The organism is Pseudoalteromonas sp. TAE56, assembly GCF_000497955.1.
Classification (GTDB): domain Bacteria; phylum Pseudomonadota; class Gammaproteobacteria; order Enterobacterales; family Alteromonadaceae; genus Pseudoalteromonas.
The window spans coordinates 1-15,628 of sequence record NZ_AUTN01000005.1 but is presented as its reverse complement, the minus strand read 5'-3'; the positions used below and the strand labels follow the sequence as shown (position 1 = coordinate 15,628).

Here is a 15,628-nt window from a genome sequence, read left to right as displayed (position 1 = left end):
GCGGGTAGCCATTTTGTGCAAAATTACTGGTTTATTAGTTTAATAGCCATCACAGCAATCGCTATTGGTATTAAGCATGCACTTAAACAGCCAAAAATACGTTTTTGGTGGGATGACCGAGTGTTACATATGCCAGGCATAGGTAAAGTGGCTCGTGGTATTAACACCGCACGTTTTGCGCGTACTTTAAGTATTTTATCATCAAGTTCAGTGCCACTGCTTGAGGGAATGCGTATATCGGGTGGCGTACTCATTAACGAAAAGATTAAAAAAGCGGTTGCTGATGCATCCGATAGAGTGAGTGAGGGTGCAAGCTTAAGAGCTGCACTTCAGCAAACTAAGTTGTTTCCACCAATGATGCTGCATATGATAGCAAGTGGTGAAAAATCAGGTGAACTAGAGCAAATGTTAGAGCGTGCTGCAAATAACCAAGATCGCGAATTTGAGAGCATGGTTAATGTATCGCTTAAACTACTAGAGCCTGCGATGATCGCCTCAATGGCGGTTATTGTATTATTTATAGTAATGGCAATATTACAGCCAATAATGGCTATGAATAAAGCTGTTGGACTTTAAGTTAAAATAATTTTTAAATATATTAATGGTTTTACCTAAACCATTTTTACTTAGTGTTTTTAGAATAATGAGGTAATTACGTGAATAAACAATCAGGTTTTTCTTTACTAGAAGTAATGGTGGTACTGGTTATCATCGGAATGATTATGTCAATTGTTGCACCTAACATTATGGGCCAGCAAGAAGAGGCCGCTATCGATAAAGCGCATCTAGATATTCAGCAATTAGAAGATGCAATGAGCTTATACAAGCTTAAAAATAAGAGCTACCCAAGCACAGAGCAAGGTCTTGAAGCGCTAGTAACTCAAACAAGTATTGAACCGGTTCCAAAGCGTTTCCCTGACGGTGGTTTTATTAATGAACTACCAGAGGATCCATGGGGCAATCTATATCAACTAATTAGCCCAGGTGAAATTGGCAAGTTTGATATTTTTTCTATGGGCCCAGATGGAGAAGTAGGTACTGATGACGATATCGGTAACTGGGACGAAGAAAAACAATAATGCTCAAGTACATCGTTTTGTATGAACATGTTATTGCTAGAGGCTTGCTATGAAAGCAAGCCTTAAGCAGTGTCATACAAAAAGCAGCGGCTTTAGTTTAATAGAAATTTTAGTGGTACTAGTGATCATCGCTTTTGCCACCAAAATGGTGGTATACAGCTTAGAAGGCGGTGCGGAGGAAGAATTAGATACTCAAGCACTCAGGCTGCATACCACCATTAATATGGCATCTGAATTTGCTATTTTAAACCAAGTTGAATTGGGGTTGTTAGTTGAAGACAACACGCTAGAGTATTTAGTTTTCGATGGTGAAAAGTGGATTACCTTTGACCGTGAAGATCTTTTTAAACCAATCGAGTTAGATGAAAGATTAAAGCTTACTCTTAATTTAGAAGATTTAGCGTGGGCGCAAGATAATCTCTTAGAGCAATCTAACTGGCGCGAGCTTATGAGTGGTGGCGATGAAGACAGTTTACTTGAGCTCAAAAAGCTGAAAATCCCACAAGTACTTATTTTGTCATCAGGTGAGGTAAGTGCGTTTCAGCTTATATTAGAGTTAAAAGATCAAAGTGAGCCTGTGTATTACATTGAAGGTGAATTTACAGCACCCATTAACTTTCGCCGAGAGCCAGAATAATGAAGCATACTAAAGGGTTTACCTTATTAGAAGTGCTTGTCGCATTAAGTATTTGCGCCATGGCGGGCATAGCGGCAATGCAAGCAACAAGCGAGCATATACATCACTTAACCACTATTGAAGAACAAACCTACGCATCGTGGGTCGCCGAAAACGTTATTATTGAACAACGTACTAAAGGTGAGCAATGGCAAGGTAAAAATAACCTTAAAGGCAGCGAAGTAATGGGCGGCGTTGAATGGTTTTGGCAACAAGAAGTAACCGCTACCGCTGATAAGAGCTTTGTTAAGCTAACAATCAATGTTTTTACGGATGAAAAGTATGAGCATTCGGCATATGAGTTATCAACGTATCTCAATAAAGGCAAAAAGTAAGTGAAGCAGCGCGGGTTTACATTACTCGAAGTTATGGTTGCACTGGGTATTTTAGCTTTTGTTATTATTGCTACTCATCAAATACTAGAGACGACAACAAGAGCAAAAGATGCCTCAGATGAAAAAATTACTGAGCTAAATGGATTGCAAACAACATTTAGGTTGATGGATCAAGATTTTAGCCAAATGACCAAACGCGCAGTTCGCAATGAGTCGGGCGATGTTCAAGAGCAATACTTATTGGCTGGTCGTTATGTTTTAGAAAGCCAGTACGATGGTATTGCGTTTGTACGAGATGGTTGGATAAATCCAATAAATTTATTACCACGCTCTGAGCTACAAGCCGTCGGTTATAGAGTGATAGACGATAACCTTGAGCGTGTTTATCGGGTTTATGTTGATCAGCTTGATAATATGGAGCCGCGGGTTCAACGTGTACTGGGAAATATTGAAGAGCTTAAGTTTGAGTTTTTGGATGATAAAAACGAATGGCAAGAACAGTGGGAAATTAAAGCGCTTCCTAAAGCGGTTGCTGTTACGTTGCAACAAATAAAAGCAGAGCCAATTCGTCGTGTATTTTTAGTACCAGGGCAGGGCAAGGTTGTTGCTCCACCAAGCACAACACAAGATACGAGCGTGGATAATGGTTAAGCAGAAATCATCGCGCGGCGCAGCACTTGTTATTGTTTTGTTTATTGTGGCATTAGCGGCTATTTTAGCAGTAGAAATGAGTGCTAATTTAATGGTGCAAGTGCAAAAAAGTACTAATTTGCAAGGTCATCAGCAAGCTAAATGGTACGCCTACGGTGCAGAAGAGCTTGCTATTAAAGGGCTAATACAAAGTAAAAAAGATGATGCCGATAAAACAACACTTGATCAAGTTTGGGCAACTCAAGGTGATGCTTCATACCCTGTTGATAACGGCACGTTAAGTGGCAAAATTACTGATTTACAAGCATGTTTAAATTTAAATGCTTTAGCTATAGCGCCAGATACAAACAGCGCGAGTAAAACAAACCCTGCGCATAAAGCACTATTTGCATTACTTGAAAATATTGAAGATTTACCTGCTGATGAATCAGAAGAGACAATGGCAGATAGCGTATTCGATTGGCTTGACGAGGACAGCATAACGTATCGCTCAGGCGCAGAGGAAGACGAGTATTTATCACGAGATTTTCCGTATATGACAGCCAATAGTTTATTTGCATCAACATCGGAGCTGCGCTTAGTTAAGGGCTTTAATCCATTAGTGATGGAAAAAGTATTGCCGTATGTATGTGTAATACCCGGCAGTACGCTTTTATCTATTAACGTAAATACATTAATTCCAGAGCAAGCTCTTATACTAAGTGCCTTAATAGAAAGCTTGAGCTTATCTGGCGCAGAGGCTGTGATAGGTGCAAGACCGCAAACTGGCTTTGACACCATTGATGAATTTTTTGAACAGGTGAAGCAGCAAGGCGGTACTAATACCGACTCAGTAAAAAGTTTATTTAGTATTAAAAGCGAATATTTTAAATTACAAACGCAGGCAAATTTTGTCGACCTGCGTTTTTCGATGACCACATTACTACACGCTAAAGACGGTGACGTAACGATACTGGCGCGAAAATTTGGAGGCGTACAGTGACAGAAATACTGTTGATCCGCACGGGTCAAAACGAGCAAGAATTACTTAACTGGTTAATTTACTCACCACAAGAACAAGAAATAATAGCTAGTGGCGAGTTACCAAATGCAGAGCATTTAAGTGAGCTAAGTGAAAGAGCGCTTACCCGAGAAGTGGTCGTGTTATTACCAAGTGACCAAGTGCAATTAAAAACGGTCGCTTTGCCAACAAAATGGAATCGCAAGCTTGAGCAAGCACTGCCATATATGCTCGAAGAAGATATAGCATGTGACGTAGATGAACTGTTTATAGCTGTAGCGCAGCCGACAATGCTTGGTGAGCAACATGCAATACGAGTAGCAATGACAGACCGTGAATGGTTTGAACAATGGCTCGCATTATTTGCTGAGCATAATTTATCAGTATACAGAATATTACCCGATGCCTTGTTGTTACCGCTTGCAGATGATGGCGCAGTCACCGCTATCGAGCTAAATAGCCAATGGTTATTTAAGCAAGGGCAATGGCATATTGGTGCGGTTGAATCTAGTTGGTTAAATGGCTACTTAACAGCCATGGGTAATCCTGATATTAAACATTTCAGCCCAGCTAGTCAGTTTCCAGAAAGCGTTAACTTACAAGCGCAAACGAGTGAGTATGACTTACCTCTAGCATTATTTGCAAAGCAGTTAGATAGCGTTAAGTTTAACTTACGCCAAGGTATGTATCAGCTTAAAAAACAAAGTTCTTTATGGTGGGGTTACTGGAAAGGCGCAGCAATTATAGCAAGTGTTGCATTGGTCTCTACAATTACAATAAAAGCGATTGAGCTGCATCAACTTAATACACAACTAGAAGTAGCTAAGGCTCAAGTAGTCGACAGATACCAAAAAGCATTTCCGGGAACTAAAGTTCGCCCTAATCTAATTAAAAGCCAAATTAAAGGCGCTTTAGATAAAGTGCAAGGCTCAAGTGAGTCGGGCTTTTTAGACTTAACGACTAATTTAGTTGATGTATTTTCGCAAGTGAGCGAATTTACACCTGAAACACTTCGTTATGACAAACGTCGCAACGAGCTGCGCATTCGTGCACGCGCGAAAGACTTCCAAACCTTTGGTAAAGTAAAAATCATACTTGAAAAACAAGGTTTAACGGTTGAGCAAGGGTCTTTAAATAACGACGGTGATTATGTAGTTGGCGAAATTAAACTGCGAGGTGCAGTATGAAAAAGCAGTTAATGCAACAATGGCGCTCGCTCAAAGAGCAAGAACAACAATTGGTAATGGTCGCTGGTGGCGTGTTTATTATTTTTGTTTTAGTAATGGGAATATTTAGACCATTAAACAATGCGATAGAAAAGGCACAGCAATCTCAAATTAAACAACAAGAGCTATTAGCTTGGGTTGATGAAAGTATTGTTAAGCTAAAGGCTGCGGGCAACACCAGTGTTGCTAGCAATGCAAACTTAAGCCAAATTGTTAATTCTACACGTGGACGCCATCAAATAAGTATTAGTAAAATGCAGCCAAGTAGTGATTCACTACGTTTGACGTTAGATTCTGTAGAATTTAATCAGTTAATAGAGTGGTTAGATGAACTAGTGAATCAACATGGCTTAAAAATCGAAAACTTAGATTTAAGCCGCGATGATAAATCAGGCTATGTGCGTGTAAGCCGTTTGGTATTAGAGAATTAATTAATGAAAAAAATAATAACGTTATCGGCTGTCTTTTTAATTAGTTTTATTGTGTTTTGTATTATTAAATTACCAGCAAGTATTGCGCTAGATGTCGCAAAACCGTATTTTCCAAAGCAATTAGAAGTCGGGCAAACTGTAGGTACTGTTTGGCAAGGTCAAATGATGCAAGTTCGCTTTGATGGTGAGCAGTTAAATAATGTGCGCTGGGACATTGCTGGCTGGAAGTTATTTACAGGTAAGCTAAATGCGAATGTGAAATTTGGTAATGCACGAGAGCGAAGTGATATTTCGGGTTACGCAGATGTAAGCTACGGGCTTTTTAATAAAGAAGTTAAAGTGACTGACGGCCTAGTACGCTCAACGGTAGAGCGTGCAATGCAACGCGTGCAACTTCCTCTGCCTGTAACAGCGAAAGGGCGTGTAATTTTAGAACTTGATGAATACAGCTCAGGTGCACCTTATTGTGATTCACTAAAAGGCGAAATAGCGAGTCCTAATATTGACGTACAAGGCTTAAATGGATGGTTTAATATTGGTCCTCTGGCTGGTAAATTAAGTTGTAAGTCGGGCGACGTTGCTATATTAATTGACCCAGATAATACGCTTGGCCTTGAGGCAGATGCTACACTTAAAGCTAATTTCGACTTTAGTGTGGCAGGCTATGTAAAACCAGATGCTAGCTTACCTAAAGATGTACATGATGCGGTTAAGTTTTTAGGCCGACCAGATAGCCAAGGTCGTTATCCGCTCAACTTTTAATATTTCAATATAAAGAGTTTTAATGCAAATACCACAATTTACTGAGCTGCAAGCAAAGCAGCTCAGCACATTTTTAAATACGCAATCTAAAGCAATGAACCTTGAGCAAAGCCAAGGCTATTTATTTGGCGTTATTTGCTCGCCCACCCCATTAGATGTGCATGAGTGGCTTGAGCAGATATTACCAAATACAGCCAATGATTTAGATGAAGAAATGCTTTTTTTGTTTATGGCGCTATACCATAAAATTAGTGAGCAAGTATTTGAAACAGGATACAAGCTACCCGTTGAGTTTACTCTTGAATTTTGTAAACCATGGAGCGAAGGTTTTTTAGTGGCTACTAAAGCATATGCAGAGCCACTTTTAAATGCGCCTGAGTTAGATGCAGAATTTAAAGAAGCATTAGAGAGTGCACTAAGCACACTGAGCTTTTTTGCTCTTGATCAGCAGGCAATTACACAGATTGCCCAGCAAAATAGTATGACTAAAGAAGCCTTATGCCAGTATCAATATGAATCAATGGGTGACTTTGCACTAGGCTTTGCAGAACTTATAGAAGTTGTGGCCATTAACAGTGGTTTAATAACTGATGACAGTTGGGACGAATAGCTTGAGTTTAAGCGCTTAGTTAATCTAAGCGCTTAGTTCTAATACAATATCAGTACAGCCTTGCTTGCACTTTACCATGCCTTTACCAGGCTCGCTGGTGGCTAAATCAAGTGTTAAAACCCCATTACACTTATCACACTTTAACGTTTTGCCTTGTGCTAATTGCTTGAGCATATTGCGCTGTTTATGAAATGAGTCGCTTGCTTTTTTATTTAATCCTGAAAAATCCACTACTTTGCTCGCTTTTGCTCTAATGCTTCAGTCACTATTTTACATACCGTATTTAAACGATTGTCATAAAAATAAAGGTTTAAGTCACGTTCACGACAATAGCGTAAGTGAAATAACTGTACAGAGTCATCTGTTGTAAACGTTTTTTCCACGTACTCACCCTCAGATTCAGAGAGTTTAAGTTGAGTGCTAATTCTATTTTTAGCCATATTTGCAGCAGGGCTTCTATTAACCTTACTTGCATCACTTAAAAAGCCAATGCCTTCACCTAGTAACCTTTCGCGAGGTTCTTTTATAAGTGGATGATCGATTGTAAAAAAGGCAAGGATCACAACGACCAAAATAATAAATTTTTTCATGGATACGTAAACCTTGATCTAAGTAGGGTTGAATTACCATGCAGTGTAATAAACTGCATTTTAAAAGCAAGTAACTGGGATGAATAAATTATTAGCAATCTATGCCAGTAATTTTAACCAACATTGTTATAATGGTTAACAGCAGTCAGATATTTCTGAAATATCTGAAAGTATTCGAGAAGGCAATTTATTAAAGTAAATCTGCCTAGCAAGTAACTTGCTAACTTTAAGTATAGAGTACTTGAGTATTGCTGGATTTTTATTTCCAAGCGGCGTTGAGGAACTTCGATGGACAAGCAAATTAAAGTAAAGAATATCCCTGTAGAGGTGAAAATCCAAAACCCGGATTTAAGCCGTCAAGATGATAGGTTCAATCCCCGAAATCGTATTTATGTGCGTGCCGTAAAAGGCCTACATCAATTACTTAGGCAGCGCATTGGCTTTTTAGGCCTACTTGCGTTTATGTTACTTCCTTGGATTAATTTTAATGGCCAGCAAGCTGTGCTGTTTGATCTAATTGGTCAAAAATACAATATTTTTGGTTTAACGCTATGGCCTCAAGATTTTACCATCTTAGCGTTTATTTTTATGCTGGCAGCATTTGCGCTGTTTTTAGTGACGACCTTCTATGGACGGGTGTGGTGTGGTTACACTTGCCCGCAAACTGTTTGGACTTTTATTTTTATTTGGTTCGAGGAAAAGCTTGAAGGCACTGCCAATCAGCGTAAAAAACTCGATCAACGACCCATGGACTTTGATAAGTTTTGGCGTAAAACGGCAAAGCATACTAGTTGGGTATTGTTTTCGTTATATACCGCTATTTCTTTTGTGGGTTACTTTACGCCAATAAGGGAGTTACTTCCTGATTTTGTAACGTTTAACGTGGGTGGTTATGCACTAGTCAGTATTATTTTCTTTGCTGCGTGTACCTATGGTAATGCCGGTTGGATGCGTGAAATTATGTGTTTACACATTTGCCCTTACTCACGTTTTCAATCAGCTATGTTTGATAAAGATACATACACCGTAACGTATGACGAAAGCCGTGGTGAAAGCCGAGGCCCTCGTTCACGTAAAGTAGATCATGAAGATTTAGAGCTAGGCGACTGTATCGACTGTAACTTGTGTGTTCAAGTGTGCCCAACAGGTATTGATATTAGAAATGGGTTACAAGCTGAGTGTATTAATTGTGGTGCATGTATTGATGCGTGTGATGGCGTAATGGATAAAATGGAATACCCGCGTGGGCTTATTTCATATACGACAGAGCGAAACCTCGAAACGCCAGAAAATAAAACGAATCCACTACGAGCTAAAATCATTGGTTACACGGTCATACTTGTTGTGCTTACGGGAGCACTTGTAGCTAATATAGCACTGCGTAAAACAATGGACTTTGATATCATTCGTGATCGAAACCAATTATATCGTGTCGATTTTGATGGTTTAGTAGAGAACACCTACACATTAAAGGTAATTAACAAGGCGCAGTACGAGCAAACTTTTAATATTAAAGTACAAGGGTTGGATAACTTTAAGTATATTGGTAAGCAGTCATTTACTGTGCAGGCAGGGGAATCTCATAACGTGCCATTGTCACTTGTAATGGACCCTTATGATTTGAATGCGCCGATGACAGAGTTTAACTTTGTGCTTTCACCGGTAGATGAGCCGGATGAGACAATATCGCAGTCGAGTAACTTTTTTAAAGCGCGATAATCACAACCTACCTTAAATGGGTGAGTTGATATAGCAATTAACAAAAGCGGGTATATAACCCGCTTTTTATTTTATATAAGAAGAGTATGAGTAAATTTAGTTTTATTGACTTAACACCTGACCTAATACTCGATGCAATAGAAAGCGTAGGTGTGTACGCCGAATCTGGTTTGTTGGCACTCAATAGCTATGAAAACAGAGTGTACCAATTTAAAGCCGATGATGGTCTGCGTTACGTAGTGAAGTTTTATCGCCCAGAGCGCTGGAGTAAAGAGCAAATTCAAGAAGAGCATGACTTTGCATTTGAACTGGCTGAAGCGGAAGTACCTGTTGTTGCCCCTATTTTATATAATGGGCAAAGCTTGTTTGAACACGAAGGTTATTTGTTTGTGTTGTTTCCAAGTGTAGGTGGGCGTTTATTTGAGGTTGATAACTTAGATCAGCTTGATGTAATGGGGCGTTTAATTGGCCGTATGCACCAAGTGGCTAAAACAAAACCTTTTACTTACAGGCCAACAGTTACCTGTGATGAATATTTGCATACAGCCAAAGTTCATCTTCAAAAAAGTAATTTAGTGCCTATGGGAATAAATACCGCCTTTTACACTATTTTAGATTTAGTGATAGAGCAAGCGCAAAAACAGTATAAAGATGTACAAAGTATTCGCTTACATGGTGACTGTCACGTTGGCAATATTTTGTGGGCAGGCGACGCGCTCATGTTTGTAGATTTAGATGATAGTCGCCAAGGTCCTGCAATCCAAGATCTATGGATGATGCTCAGTGGCGATAGAGCGACGCAACTGTTACAGTTAGATACCCTTGTGAATGCGTATGAAGAGTTTTGTGATTTTGATCACTCTCAACTCAAATTAATTGAACCGCTGCGAGCGATGCGTATTATCCATTATATGGGATGGGTAGCTAAACGATGGAGCGATCCTGCCTTTGTGCGGAACTTTACATGGTTTGCTGATGACAAATACTGGGAGCAACAAATTTTAGCACTGAAGGAGCAACTTGCAGCATTGCAAGAAGCGCCGTTAAAGTTATTGCCGTAATCTTTTATTTAAAACAAGTACACGAGATATACATGCTTAAAAAATTAAAACTGAGTTTATTACTTTTATGTTTACCATTTGCAGCACTTGCTGCACAGTTTGAAGTTGATAATCAATACACTGTTATTGATGTAGACAAAAGTACATCGCCACAAGTAACCGAGTTTTTCTCATTTTACTGTCCACATTGTTTTAAGTTTGAACCCGTAGCAAAAGCAATTGAACAAAGCCTACCAGAAGGTGCTGAGTTTATTAAAAACCACGTGAACTTTTTAGGTGGCGTGTCACCACAAGCACAAAGTAATTTAAGCTTTGCTTATTTAATTGCTAAGCAGCATGGTCAGGCGCAGAGTATTAGTGATCAAATTTTTAAAAGTATTCATGTTCAGCGTGCTCCTTTAACTGAAATGAAAGACGTTAAAAAATTACTTGAAGTAAACGGTATTGATAGCGCAACGTTTGATCAAGAAATTGCAAGCATGCCAGTTATTTCGGCTGAGCAAGCAATGCAAAACAAACAAAATAAATATTCAAAATTAGGCGCACTTACAGGTGTACCTACTTTTATTGTTAACGATAAATATAAAATAAACCTCAATACCATCAAAAACCAAAAAGAACTTGATGAGTTAGTAGCGTTTTTATTAGCACTATAAATTTCGGAGCATAATAATGATTAAATTAGTTAAAGCAGGTTTGCTTGCAGTACTACTTCCTATGGCGGCAACAAGCTTTGCAGCAACGTACGAAGAGGGCGTGCATTACGATGTGGTTTCTGAGCGAGCAACTAAAAAGCCAGAAATTAAAGAGTTTTTCTCATTTTACTGCCCTGCATGTAATAACATGGAAGCATTAATTGGTGAATTTAAGCCTAAGCTTGATAAAAACGTTAAATTTAAAAAGAGCCATGTTGATTTTGTAGGTGTACGTGACCCTGAAAATCAACAGATGATGAGCCAGACACTTGCTACTGCAGAAGTGCTTCCGCAAAAAGATAAAATTGTCTCTGCAATCTTTAATCATATCCATACCAAGCGCGCTAAATTTAATGAGCTTGCAGATGTAAAAGATATATTTGTAGCACAGGGCGTTGATGGCGATAAGTTTGATAAACTTTTCAAAAGCTTCTCGGTACGTACGCTGAGCTCTAAAATGAAACGCGATCAGGACTACTTCAAAGAAAAAGGCGCACTACGTGGCGTACCTACATTTATTGTAAATGGTAAGTATAAATTAAACCTAGGTCGTGAGTCGGGTATTACTGAGCCAGAAGACATTGGTAAACTGATTAATTATTTAGCTAGCAAATAAATTTAGCTAAAACTAAAAAAGCTCCTCAGGGAGCTTTTTTTTATGGGCAACGTTTACTGAGCGTATTTATTTACGCTGTAAGAAAACACCCGACTCAATGTGATGCGTATAAGGGAACTGATCAAATATAGCAAAGCGCTTAACGTTGTGCGTACGTGTTAAGTGATCAAGGTCACGCTCAAGGGTTTCTGGATTACACGATATATAAATTATGCTTTCGTAGTTAGCCACTAAGTCACACGTTAATTCATCCATGCCTGCGCGCGGTGGATCAACTAATATGGTTTGGCAGTCATAGCTTTTAAGATCAATACCGTCTAAACGAGAAAAAGTACGTTCGCCATTCATTGCTTGAGTAAACTCTTCACTAGACATACGAATAATATCTAAGTTCTCTACGTTATTTTTAGCAATATTGTATTGAGCAGAATGAACAGATGATTTTGATATTTCCGTCGCTAATACTTTATTAAAAGAGCCTGCTAGCGCAATAGAAAAGTTTCCGTTACCGCAATAAAGTTCTAATAAATCATTTTTAAGTGGCTTACATAAATCTTGTGCCCACTCCAACATATTAATATTTACTTTTGCATTAGGCTGAGTAAAGCTATTTTCTACTTGTTGATAAATAAGCTCTTGACCATTAACTGTTAAACGCTCAGTTACAAAGTCATCACCCAGCACTTCTTTTTGTTTGCGAGCGCGGCCTATAAAGTCAATTTTGAATTTACTGCTTAGTTTTTCTTTAAGCGCTTTAATTTCACTTAACCATTCATCATCAAGTGGTTTGTGATAAAGCAAGCTTACTAAAATTTCACCGCTTAGCGTTGATAGGTAATCGATTTGAAATAACTTACGACGTAATATTTCACAAGGCTTAAGATGCTCAATCATCACCTGCATTATTTCACCTACTAGAGGCGCTGCGGGATCAAATGTATCAACACGGATTTTTTCTTTTGTTTGTTGATCAAACATAATGTGAAACAGATCGTCACCATCGTGCCATACTCTAAATTCAGCACGTTGGCGGTAGTTAGTTGGCTCTGAGCTAAATACTTCTAATTGCTTCACACCAAAACGTTGGAACTGTGCACTAATACGCTGCTCTTTTTCACTTAACTGCGCTTGGTACTGTGTGGTATCTATTTTAATAACTGCCATTAACGCTACTACCTTATCTAAGATCTGTTTATCGGCGCTATTGTAGGGAGCGCTGCGTATTTGTCTAGTTTTGGCTAGCATTTATGCTGTTTTATTGAACATTGTACTTTAGTTTTTAGTGTTATAGCCGATAATAAACTACGCACGCTTAGGAGACGAATCATGAAAATAGGTAATTATGGCTTTACGCCAAACAACAACATCAATAAATTCAACAATAAAGCTGATATACAGCAACCTACAATTACGTCTCCTCAGGATAGCTATCAACAACGAGGTCGAGAGTTGGCCGCAAAGGTGCTTGGCGATAAAATGGCTGAGCAGCTTGGATTACCTATCGCAGAAAAAAAAGCAGATAAACCACTATTTGATTTTGATGAAATAGTAAAAAACGTACTCGATTTTGTAAGTAGTGCTGTTAATAAAGCAAAAGCTAACGGCGCTGATGACGAAAAGCTCAAAGATATGTTAGGCGACGCGCGCAAAGGAGTCCAAATAGGGATCGATGACGCGGTTGATGAGCTCAAAGGAACTGGCGTATTTAATGACGACATGGAAGAGGGCATTAATAAATCTAAAGAGGGTATTTACAATGGGCTTGATGAGTTTGAAGAGTCATTATTTAACCCACAACCTGCCAGCGTAAATATAAGCCAGGCTCAATATGTCAGTATGACGAGTAATGCAGAGTATAAATTTACCACCGCAGAAGGTGATGAGGTAAGTATCAGCTTTGCAGATGCATTTGAATCTCAATCGGCAAGCGGCTATCAGCAAAACAGTAATAGCGAGTCGTTTGCAAGCTCATCATCGCAATCTCGACAGGTATCATTTTCGATGTCGGTTAATGGTGACTTAAACGAGCAAGAGCAAGAAGCTATTAATGCGATGATGGAAGATTTACAAGATTTAAGTAAAACATTTTTTGGTGGTGACCTGGATGAAGCATTTGAACAAGCTCAAGAGCTGAGTTTAGACAGTGACCAGCTGGTGGCTTTTTCTATGGATTTACGCCAAACAAAAACAATAGCCACAGTTAAAAGCTATGAAGAATATAAACCAGCACCAGAAAAACAAGTATCAGAGGGCTTAGCTCCCTTTAATGATGACCTTAAAAATGCTTTTGAAAAAGCGGGCGAACTTGGATTACAAAATCAACTAGCTGGCATTCTACAGTGGTTAAATCAAGATCAGGAACAAATAGATAAGTTAGTAGATTACACAAAGTCTATGTTCGAAAACCTTAATCAGTTAAATTCGGCAGCCGACGATCTTGCTGATTTAGAAATCACGCAAAGTTAAACTACTTTCTTTTATAAATACCTCATGGCAAACTGCCGTTCTTAAAGTAAAGTGGGAACAGTAGTTTGTCAGCGCATATAATGGTCTTTGATTCAGGTATTGGTGGAACTACTGTACTTGAGCATATAAAGCACAGTATCCCAAATGCTCAGTACAGTTATTTTATGGATAATGCTTTACTACCTTATGGTGCTCAATCCCAGCAGACAATCATTAACCGATTATGCTCACTTATTCATTTCATCAAAGCTAATACGCTTAGCGTTGATTTAATTGTAATAGCGTGTAATACCGCTTCTACATCTGCACTTAGTGCTGTTCGTCAAATTACGGATATTCCTATTGTAGGCGTTGTGCCAGCAATAAAGCCTGCGGCAGAGTTAACACGTTCAAATCATATTGGCTTATTAGCCACACCAGCCACGGTCGCCAGTTCATACACTAAAACATTAATTGCTGAACATGCACGTAATGTAATCGTTAATCTATATAGTAGTGTGGAGTTAGTAACTTTAGCTGAGCAATACTTTTTTACAGAGTCCTTAGATATAAACAAGTTGCATCAAGTGCTTGATGACCTACATATAGACAAAACCATAGATGTACTTGTATTAGGATGTACGCACTTTCCAATACTAGCAGAGCCTATTAGTCAGTATTTTGAAGGAAAGGTTAAATTACTTGATTCAGGTGTAGCGATAGCAAATAGAGTCGACTACCTACTTAAGCAACTTAACTTAGGTATGAATAAACTGACAGACATAAAAAAGCCGCTGCAATATTATGCAACGGCTGATGTGTTTAGCAATAAGCTAGCGGTAAAGCTAGTTACACTGACTGATCCGTCTCAGTACGCAGAGCATTAGAATCATCTTCTTGTTTTTGTTTTGCTTCACGTACCTTTAAAGTACGTTGTTGGAACTCGCTATCGTTCAAGTTAGCAATTGCATTGTCTGCATCAGCTTGCGCCATTTCAACAAAACCAAAGCCACGACGTTTGCCAGTATTCTTATCCTTTAATAAACGAACATTGAATACTTTGCCTTGTTCTTCAAATAATGCACGAACCACACCTTCGTTTGCACGATAAGGAAGGTTACCAACATAAAGCGTTTTTGTTTTAACTTCAGCTTCTTCAGTCACATCAGATGATATTGCAGCAATAGCAATTGCACCTATTAATAAACCAGCACCAAATAGTAATGCAGGGTTTAAAGCTAAGCCGCCTAAAGCAAACTCAACAACAACAAAACCAACTACAGCAAGAATAACAGAGAAGATAAAAGATTTTTGATCGGGTAATTTCATTTTAGATCTACCAATAAACAGGAAATAAACATTAATTTAACATTGTGAACTTGCTATCTTAACGTCTAAATCAAACATAGCAATGATATTTGTATTAAATTATAAATAAGAGCACAAAAAAGCATCACCTTAGGCGGGGTTTCATATAGTTTTACGTGGTTTTGTTCTATTTTTGTTCGAACAGTAAAAAGATCTAAAAAAAGGGTTGATCTGTTTTCGGATCTCCCTATAATGCGACCCCACTGAGACGGGAAACGCCAACGCATAGCGAGGCAGGAACAAATCAGAGAGTTAAATAAAACTTCGGTTTTAAATTGTCGAAAGAAAGTTTAAAACAAAGTGTTGACTCGAAAAATAAAGGGTGTATTATTCGCATCCCTTGAGACGCTAAAGCGACTCAAAA

The 15,628-nt window shown here is 38.7% G+C and carries 20 protein-coding genes; 16 read left to right on the top strand and 4 right to left on the bottom strand.

The window, feature by feature from the left end:
• From L656_RS0100210 to L656_RS0100165, 10 genes are all read left to right on the top strand, one after another.
• The coding region (locus L656_RS0100210) for a type II secretion system F family protein (protein WP_024597728.1) at nt 1–576 on the top strand (576 nt) is incomplete at its 5' end.
• 80 nt (nt 577–656) lie between these two features.
• On the top strand, nt 657–1,079 hold the full coding sequence (gene gspG / locus L656_RS0100205; protein WP_007586585.1) for a type II secretion system major pseudopilin GspG: 423 nt from the start codon (nt 657–659) through the stop codon (nt 1,077–1,079).
• 49 nt (nt 1,080–1,128) lie between these two features.
• Nucleotides 1,129–1,716, top strand: coding sequence for a prepilin-type N-terminal cleavage/methylation domain-containing protein (locus tag L656_RS0100200; protein ID WP_024597727.1), 588 nt, complete (start codon nt 1,129–1,131; stop codon nt 1,714–1,716).
• A complete protein-coding gene (gspI, locus tag L656_RS0100195) occupies nt 1,716–2,090 on the top strand; it encodes a type II secretion system minor pseudopilin GspI (RefSeq protein WP_024597726.1) in 375 nt (124 codons plus the stop codon). The genes L656_RS0100200 and gspI overlap by 1 nt, the downstream gene beginning before the upstream one ends.
• Nucleotides 2,091–2,741 carry a type II secretion system minor pseudopilin GspJ gene (gene gspJ, locus L656_RS0100190; protein ID WP_024597725.1) on the top strand — a complete coding sequence of 217 codons (651 nt, stop codon included), beginning with the start codon at nt 2,091–2,093 and terminating at the stop codon, nt 2,739–2,741. It begins immediately after the preceding gene.
• Complete coding sequence (gene gspK, locus L656_RS0100185; protein WP_024597724.1) at nt 2,734–3,723, top strand: type II secretion system minor pseudopilin GspK; 990 nt, start codon at nt 2,734–2,736, stop codon at nt 3,721–3,723. Before gspJ ends, gspK begins: the two co-directional genes overlap by 8 nt.
• Complete coding sequence (gspL, locus tag L656_RS0100180) at nt 3,720–4,928, top strand: type II secretion system protein GspL (protein WP_024597723.1); 1,209 nt, start codon at nt 3,720–3,722, stop codon at nt 4,926–4,928. The genes gspK and gspL overlap by 4 nt, the downstream gene beginning before the upstream one ends.
• Nucleotides 4,925–5,398, top strand: a complete 474-nt coding sequence (gene gspM, locus L656_RS0100175; protein WP_024597722.1) for a type II secretion system protein GspM — start codon at nt 4,925–4,927, stop codon at nt 5,396–5,398. Before gspL ends, gspM begins: the two co-directional genes overlap by 4 nt.
• A 3-nt stretch (nt 5,399–5,401) precedes the next feature.
• A complete protein-coding gene (locus L656_RS0100170) occupies nt 5,402–6,160 on the top strand; it encodes a type II secretion system protein N (RefSeq protein WP_024597721.1) in 759 nt (252 codons plus the stop codon).
• Nucleotides 6,161–6,182: 22 nt separating this feature from the next.
• A complete protein-coding gene (locus tag L656_RS0100165; RefSeq protein WP_024597720.1) occupies nt 6,183–6,770 on the top strand; it encodes a UPF0149 family protein in 588 nt (195 codons plus the stop codon).
• A gap of 24 nt (nt 6,771–6,794) precedes the next feature.
• On the opposite strand, the gene L656_RS0100160 is transcribed toward L656_RS0100165, so the two are convergent.
• Both L656_RS0100160 and L656_RS0100155 read right to left on the bottom strand, forming a co-directional pair.
• Nucleotides 6,795–7,001, bottom strand: a complete 207-nt coding sequence (locus tag L656_RS0100160; protein WP_024597719.1) for a hypothetical protein — start codon at nt 6,999–7,001, stop codon at nt 6,795–6,797.
• Complete coding sequence (locus L656_RS0100155) at nt 7,001–7,360, bottom strand: hypothetical protein (protein WP_024597718.1); 360 nt, start codon at nt 7,358–7,360, stop codon at nt 7,001–7,003. Before L656_RS0100155 ends, L656_RS0100160 begins: the two co-directional genes overlap by 1 nt.
• A gap of 288 nt (nt 7,361–7,648) precedes the next feature.
• Between L656_RS0100155 and ccoG the strand changes: the two genes are divergently transcribed.
• The 4 genes from ccoG (at nt 7,649) to L656_RS0100135 (ending at nt 11,451) form a co-directional block, all read left to right on the top strand.
• Nucleotides 7,649–9,079, top strand: a complete 1,431-nt coding sequence (gene ccoG / locus L656_RS0100150) for a cytochrome c oxidase accessory protein CcoG (protein ID WP_024597717.1) — start codon at nt 7,649–7,651, stop codon at nt 9,077–9,079.
• Between the two features lie 86 nt (nt 9,080–9,165).
• Nucleotides 9,166–10,140: a serine/threonine protein kinase gene (locus L656_RS0100145; RefSeq protein ID WP_008137601.1), complete on the top strand. Its 975-nt coding sequence runs from the start codon at nt 9,166–9,168 to the stop codon at nt 10,138–10,140.
• A gap of 32 nt (nt 10,141–10,172) precedes the next feature.
• Nucleotides 10,173–10,796: a thiol:disulfide interchange protein DsbA/DsbL gene (locus tag L656_RS0100140; protein ID WP_024597716.1), complete on the top strand. Its 624-nt coding sequence runs from the start codon at nt 10,173–10,175 to the stop codon at nt 10,794–10,796.
• Nucleotides 10,797–10,812: 16 nt separating this feature from the next.
• Nucleotides 10,813–11,451 (top strand): thiol:disulfide interchange protein DsbA/DsbL, encoded by a 639-nt coding sequence (locus L656_RS0100135; RefSeq protein ID WP_024597715.1) that lies wholly within the window; start codon nt 10,813–10,815, stop codon nt 11,449–11,451.
• A gap of 66 nt (nt 11,452–11,517) precedes the next feature.
• Here the strand turns inward: L656_RS0100135 and trmA are convergent, their stop codons facing one another.
• A complete protein-coding gene (gene trmA, locus L656_RS0100130) occupies nt 11,518–12,615 on the bottom strand; it encodes a tRNA (uridine(54)-C5)-methyltransferase TrmA (protein WP_024597714.1) in 1,098 nt (365 codons plus the stop codon).
• A 162-nt stretch (nt 12,616–12,777) separates the two neighbouring features.
• On the opposite strand from trmA, the gene L656_RS0100125 reads away from it, so the two are divergent.
• Both L656_RS0100125 and murI read left to right on the top strand, forming a co-directional pair.
• Complete coding sequence (locus tag L656_RS0100125; RefSeq protein ID WP_024597713.1) at nt 12,778–13,917, top strand: DUF5610 domain-containing protein; 1,140 nt, start codon at nt 12,778–12,780, stop codon at nt 13,915–13,917.
• A gap of 65 nt (nt 13,918–13,982) precedes the next feature.
• Nucleotides 13,983–14,783 (top strand): glutamate racemase, encoded by an 801-nt coding sequence (gene murI, locus L656_RS0100120; protein ID WP_024597712.1) that lies wholly within the window; start codon nt 13,983–13,985, stop codon nt 14,781–14,783.
• Here murI and L656_RS0100115 read toward each other — a convergent pair.
• Nucleotides 14,746–15,225: an RNA recognition motif domain-containing protein gene (locus L656_RS0100115; protein ID WP_024596401.1), complete on the bottom strand. Its 480-nt coding sequence runs from the start codon at nt 15,223–15,225 to the stop codon at nt 14,746–14,748. The genes murI and L656_RS0100115 overlap by 38 nt on opposite strands.
• Nucleotides 15,226–15,628: the final 403 nt, after the last annotated feature.

What these genes read in the sequence shown, in the direction of transcription:
- L656_RS0100200 (WP_024597727.1), top strand. Translation starts at nt 1,129, where the DNA reads ATGAAAGCAAGCCTTAAGCAGTGTCATACAAAAAGCAGCGGCTTTAGT.
- gspI (WP_024597726.1), top strand. Translation starts at nt 1,716, where the DNA reads ATGAAGCATACTAAAGGGTTTACCTTATTAGAAGTGCTTGTCGCATTA.
- gspK (WP_024597724.1), top strand. Translation starts at nt 2,734, where the DNA reads ATGGTTAAGCAGAAATCATCGCGCGGCGCAGCACTTGTTATTGTTTTG.
- gspM (WP_024597722.1), top strand. Translation starts at nt 4,925, where the DNA reads ATGAAAAAGCAGTTAATGCAACAATGGCGCTCGCTCAAAGAGCAAGAA.
- L656_RS0100170 (WP_024597721.1), top strand. Translation starts at nt 5,402, where the DNA reads ATGAAAAAAATAATAACGTTATCGGCTGTCTTTTTAATTAGTTTTATT.
- L656_RS0100165 (WP_024597720.1), top strand. Translation starts at nt 6,183, where the DNA reads ATGCAAATACCACAATTTACTGAGCTGCAAGCAAAGCAGCTCAGCACA.
- L656_RS0100155 (WP_024597718.1), bottom strand. Translation starts at nt 7,360, where the DNA reads ATGAAAAAATTTATTATTTTGGTCGTTGTGATCCTTGCCTTTTTTACA.
- ccoG (WP_024597717.1), top strand. Translation starts at nt 7,649, where the DNA reads ATGGACAAGCAAATTAAAGTAAAGAATATCCCTGTAGAGGTGAAAATC.
- L656_RS0100145 (WP_008137601.1), top strand. Translation starts at nt 9,166, where the DNA reads ATGAGTAAATTTAGTTTTATTGACTTAACACCTGACCTAATACTCGAT.
- L656_RS0100140 (WP_024597716.1), top strand. Translation starts at nt 10,173, where the DNA reads ATGCTTAAAAAATTAAAACTGAGTTTATTACTTTTATGTTTACCATTT.
- L656_RS0100135 (WP_024597715.1), top strand. Translation starts at nt 10,813, where the DNA reads ATGATTAAATTAGTTAAAGCAGGTTTGCTTGCAGTACTACTTCCTATG.
- trmA (WP_024597714.1), bottom strand. Translation starts at nt 12,615, where the DNA reads ATGGCAGTTATTAAAATAGATACCACACAGTACCAAGCGCAGTTAAGT.
- L656_RS0100125 (WP_024597713.1), top strand. Translation starts at nt 12,778, where the DNA reads ATGAAAATAGGTAATTATGGCTTTACGCCAAACAACAACATCAATAAA.
- L656_RS0100115 (WP_024596401.1), bottom strand. Translation starts at nt 15,225, where the DNA reads ATGAAATTACCCGATCAAAAATCTTTTATCTTCTCTGTTATTCTTGCT.